We start from the raw sequence: 5,434 nt of genomic DNA on the forward strand, positions 1-5,434 counted from the left end.
TAACAGTGGGACAACTTCGGGAGGCGATGTCACAAGAATTACCAGAGTATATGATTCCATCTTACTTTGTACAGCTCGTCCAAATGCCATTAACACAAAATGGTAAGATTGATCGTAAAGCATTGTCTGCGCTAGAAGGGAACTTACAAACAGGTACGGAGTATGTTGCGCCGCAAACCCCAATAGAAGAAATGTTAGTTTCAATTTGGCAAACGGTACTTGGTGTTCCGCAAATTGGAGTATTAGATAATTTCTTTGATCTAGGAGGCGACTCAATTAAGTCCATCCAAGTCTCCTCGAGACTGTATCAAGCTGGTTATCGAGTAGATATGAAAAACTTATTCAAATATTCGACTGTTGCGTCTTTAAGTCCGCATGTGGAGAAAATAACGCGAGTTGCTGAACAAGGCGAAGTAACAGGCGAGGCTATGTTAACACCAATTCAGCATTGGTTTTTCGACCGTGAGGTGACAGCTCCGCATCACTTTAACCAAGCGTTCATGTTATACCGGAAACAAGGATTTGATGTATCAGCTCTTCGCAAAACGATGCAAAAAATTACGGAGCATCATGATGCGCTGCGTATGGTCTTCCGTCAAACTGAACAAGGGTATGAGGCATGGAATCGAGGAATAGAGGAAGAAGAATTATTCAGTCTGGAAGTGATGGATCTCATAGGAAATGGGAATCCGGTTTCAGCAATCGAAGAGGCTGTAAATACGATGCAAAGAAGCATTGATTTAAGTGAAGGACCGTTAATGAAACTGGGCTTGTTCCAATGTGAAGAAGGCGATCATTTGTTGATTGTTATTCATCATTTAGTANCAAAGAAGCATTGATTTAAGTGAAGGACCGTTAATGAAACTGGGCTTGTTCCAATGTGAAGAAGGCGATCATTTGTTGATTGTTATTCATCATTTAGTAGTGGATGGCGTTTCTTGGCGAATATTGCTGGAAGATATTGAGGCAGGGTACGATCAAGCGGTGAGCGGAGAGGTTATCCAGCTACCACAAAAAACAGATTCTTTCCAATTATGGGCGGAACAATTATCTCTTTACGCGAGCAGTCTAGAGATGGAGAAAGAGCGCGAATATTGGAATGAAATCGAACAAATCCCAACGGGATTGTTGCCGAAAGACGAGGAGCAAGATTGTGGTTTGATAAAGGATAGTGAAGCCATCACGGTCCAATGGACAGCCTCTGAAACGGAGCAGTTGTTAAAACAAACAAGCCGGGCATATAACACTGAAATTAATGATTTATTGTTAACAGCTTTAGGAACGGCAATCCATCAATGGACAGGAATGGAAAACATTATAGTGAATTTAGAAGGACATGGACGAGAATCCATTCTTTCTGATCTCGATATCACTCGTACAGTAGGATGGTTTACGAGTCAGTATCCAGTAGTCTTACCGATTGAGACAGGGAGCGATATCTCTCATCGAATCAAGAATATTAAAGAAGGATTACGCCACATTCCGAATAAAGGGATTGGATATGGTCTTTTAAAATATCTATCTGAAAATCAAGAAAAGCAGACATTTACATTGAAGCCAGAGATTAGCTTCAACTATCTGGGGCAGTTTGACCAAGATTTAGAGAATACTGCGATGCAGCCTTCCACCTATTCAAGTGGTGAAACTGAAAGTAAGCATCATGCAAGATCATATGTACTTGACATCAATGGCATGATATCCGGTGGAAGATTATCATTAGAAATCAATTATAATGGTAAACAATACCGAAGAGAAACGATAGAACAATTGGCGAATGGGCTGCAATCGAGTTTGCAGGAAGTCATTGAACATTGCGTAACGAAAGAGCGAGCGGAGCTCACACCAAGTGATATTATTTTCAAAGGAATGACAATCGAAGCATTAGATCATGTTGTGCAGGAGATGCAACACATAGGTGAAATTGAAAATGTGTATCCGTTAACTCCAATGCAGAAAGGTATGTTATTTCATAGCTTGATGAATCCGCAATCAGAAGCTTATTTTGAGCAAGCAACGTTTGATGTACAGGGAAGTATGAATATAGAGGCATTCGCTCAAAGTTTAGAACAGTTAGTGCAAAGACATGCCATATTCCGAACTAACTTTGTGAATGCTGGGAATGATGAGCCGTTACAAATCGTATACCGAAATAGAAAAATTGATTTTCATTACGAGGATCTTCATGAAATGCAAGAGTCATCACGTGAAGAGTGGGTGAAGAAGTATACGAGTGAAGATAAGGAAAGAGGATTTAATCTTGCTGAAGATGCATTAATGCGTATGATGATCTTACGCACCGAGGAGCAAACGTACCGTGTTATTTGGAGTTTCCACCATATCTTAATGGATGGTTGGTGTATCCCACTGGTGACACAGGAGATCTTCGAAATATATTATGCTATTCAACAGCAAAGAGAGCCTGAATTGTCTGTAGTAACACCATATAGTGACTATATTGAATGGTTAGAAGCACAAAATCATGGAGAGGCTTCTAAATATTGGAATGATTATTTAGATGGGTATGAAGGGCAAACACTATTGCCACAAGTTACTTCTTCTAATGAGAATGAAAACTATATTTCGGGTAGTTTAGTTTGGAACCTCGGCAAAGAATTGACGGAGCAACTGAAACAGGTAGCGAATGGTAATCAAGTCACTTTGAATACACTAATGCAGACAGCATGGGGCGTATTGTTGCAGAGATATAATAACAGTACTGATGTCGTATTTGGGAGTGTAGTCTCTGGAAGACCATCAGAAATATTGGGTGTAGAAAATATCATTGGATTATTTATTAATACAATTCCTGTGCGTATTCGTGGTGAAGCGGAAGATTCCTTTGTAGAAGTGATGAAAAGAAATCAGAAGCAGGCAGTAGCCTCACATGCATACGATACGCATCCGTTGTATGAAATACAGGCACAAACGGAACAAAAGCAGGACTTGATTACACATATTATGGTGTTTGAAAACTATCCTTTAGAACAACAATTGGAGCATAGCGAAAATCGTAGTGAAACAGATTTAATAATAGAAAATGTAAGTATGACTGAACAAACGAATTATGATTTTAACGTTACTGTGATTCCTGGAGAAGAGATTCAGATGCAATTCCAATATAATGCCCATATATATGATGATGCGAGTATCGAGCGAATGAGGAATCACTTGATTCAAATCATCAGGCAAGTTGTAAATAACCCACAAACTTGTATACACGAACTAGAATTAGTAACAGCGGAAGAGAAAATACAGATTCTCGAAATGTTCAATGATACAGCGGCTGAATATCCACGTGAGAAGACTATCCATCAATTGTTCGAAGAACAGGTGGAGCGTACACCAGATCATGTTGCGGTTGTATTCGAAAATCAGCAATTGACGTATCGTGAGCTCAATGCACGAGCAAATCAGTTGGCACGAACGTTAAGAAATGAAGGAGTACAGGAAGATCAGTTAGTTGGAGTTATGGTAGAGCGTTCGATAGAACTGATTGTCGGTATACTTGGCATATTAAAAGCGGGTGGTGCTTATGTGCCGCTTGACCCAGAATATCCAGAAGAGCGCATTCAATATATACTGGAAGATGCTGGGGTTAAGGTGTTGTTATTACAGCAACATTTACAAGGACATGTGGTTTTCAAAGGAAAATATATTAATTTGGATGATATTTCTTTATATGATAAAGACGATTCAAATTTAGAAATATCAACTAGGCCTAGTGGGTTAGCATTTGTAATTTATACCTCAGGATCTACTGGAAAACCAAAAGGAGTGTTGGTAGAACATCATTCTGTTTTAAATTTCCTTCAAACCTTAGAGGCAAGAACTTTATTAGATGATAAGGATATAGTATTACAAAAATCAACTATTTCAAGTGATGCTTCTATATGGGAAATTTTTTGGGGGATGATGAAGGGTGCACGTTTATATCTATTAGAACCTGGTGGAGAAAAAGATCCTGCTACATTGGTAAGGGCTGTACAAAGTTACAAAGTGACACATCTTGAGTTTGTTCCATCTATGTTACAAGCATTTGTAGATTACGTTGAGAATTTTACAAATGTTGAAACTTTAGCTTCTTTGAGATATGTATCAGTCGGAGGAGAAAAGCTGTCGGCTCACTTGGCAGACAAATTCCATAAAGTACTTACTGTTCCGAACGGTACGTTACTACATAATACCTATGGACCAACAGAAGCTACTGTGGAAGTTACAAGTTTTGTTTGTTCAGAAGCAGGAAAATATGAAAATATACCTATTGGTAAGCCTAATTTAAATACTCAGATGTACATTTTGAATGACAAACTACAAATACAGCCAATTGGAGTTGCTGGGGAATTATATACTGGCGGAGTAGGAGTTGCTAGAGGATATTTAAATCGGCCGGAGTTAACGGCGGAAAAATTCGTAGAAAATCCTTTTATCCCAGGAGAGCGCATGTATAGAACAGGTGACTTGGCCAAATGGTTACCGGATGGAAATATTGAGTATATTGGTAGAATCGACCATCAAGTGAAAATTCGGGGATACCGAGTTGAATTGGGTGAGGTTGAGTCGGCGCTTCAGAAAGTGGATTTGGTTCGAGAGGCAATTGTTGTCGCACGAGAGAGTACGGATGGATTGATACAATTGTGCGCATATTTCGTCGGAGATGAAAGCTTAACAGTGGGACAACTTCGAGAGGCGATGGCACAAGAGTTACCAGACTATATGATTCCATCATATTTTGTACAGCTCATGCAAATGCCATTAACACCAAATGGCAAGATTGATCGTAAAGCATTGCCTGAGCCAGAAGGAATTTTACAAACAGGTATAGAGTATGTTGCACCTCGTACAAGGATAGAAGAACAGTTGGTTGAGATATGGAAAGAGGTTCTATTCAATAATCATATTGGGGTTAAGGACAACTTCTTTGATGTTGGTGGGCATTCATTAAGAGCGACTACGCTCGTATCTAAGATTCATAAACAGATGAACATCAATGTTATGGTAAGAGATGTTTTCCGATATCAGACAGTTGAACAAATGGCTGAATTTATTACTGGTATTGAGGAACAGACTTACTTGTCTATTCCAGTGACACCAAGAAGAACTTATTATCCAGTCTCTTCGACACAAAAGCGTATGTACATTTTGAGTCAATTAGAAGGTGGAGAATTAAGTTACAATATGCCGGGTGCAATGATTGTGGAAGGAGAACTGGATTCTGCTCGTGTAGAAGAAGCATTCCAAAACTTAATTCAACGTCATGAGTCATTACGGACAAGTTTTGAGATGATTCAGGGAGAACCAGTGCAGCACATACATYCTGAAGTGATGTTTTCTCTCGAAAAGATACAAGCTGAAAAAGAGGAGATAGATACACATATCGATCGTTTCGTACGTCCATTTAATTTGCAAGAGGCACCGTTATTGCGAGTTGGATTAA

At 39.2% G+C, this 5,434-nt stretch carries 1 pseudogene; it reads left to right on the plus strand.

Annotated elements, in window-relative coordinates:
* Window positions 1-5,434, plus strand: a pseudogene (locus AZF08_RS32370) (amino acid adenylation domain-containing protein); the annotation flags it as partial.

Origin of the sequence: Bacillus gaemokensis (genome assembly GCF_001590835.1) — a bacterium.
GTDB classification, from domain to species: Bacteria; Bacillota; Bacilli; order Bacillales; family Bacillaceae_G; genus Bacillus_A; species Bacillus_A gaemokensis.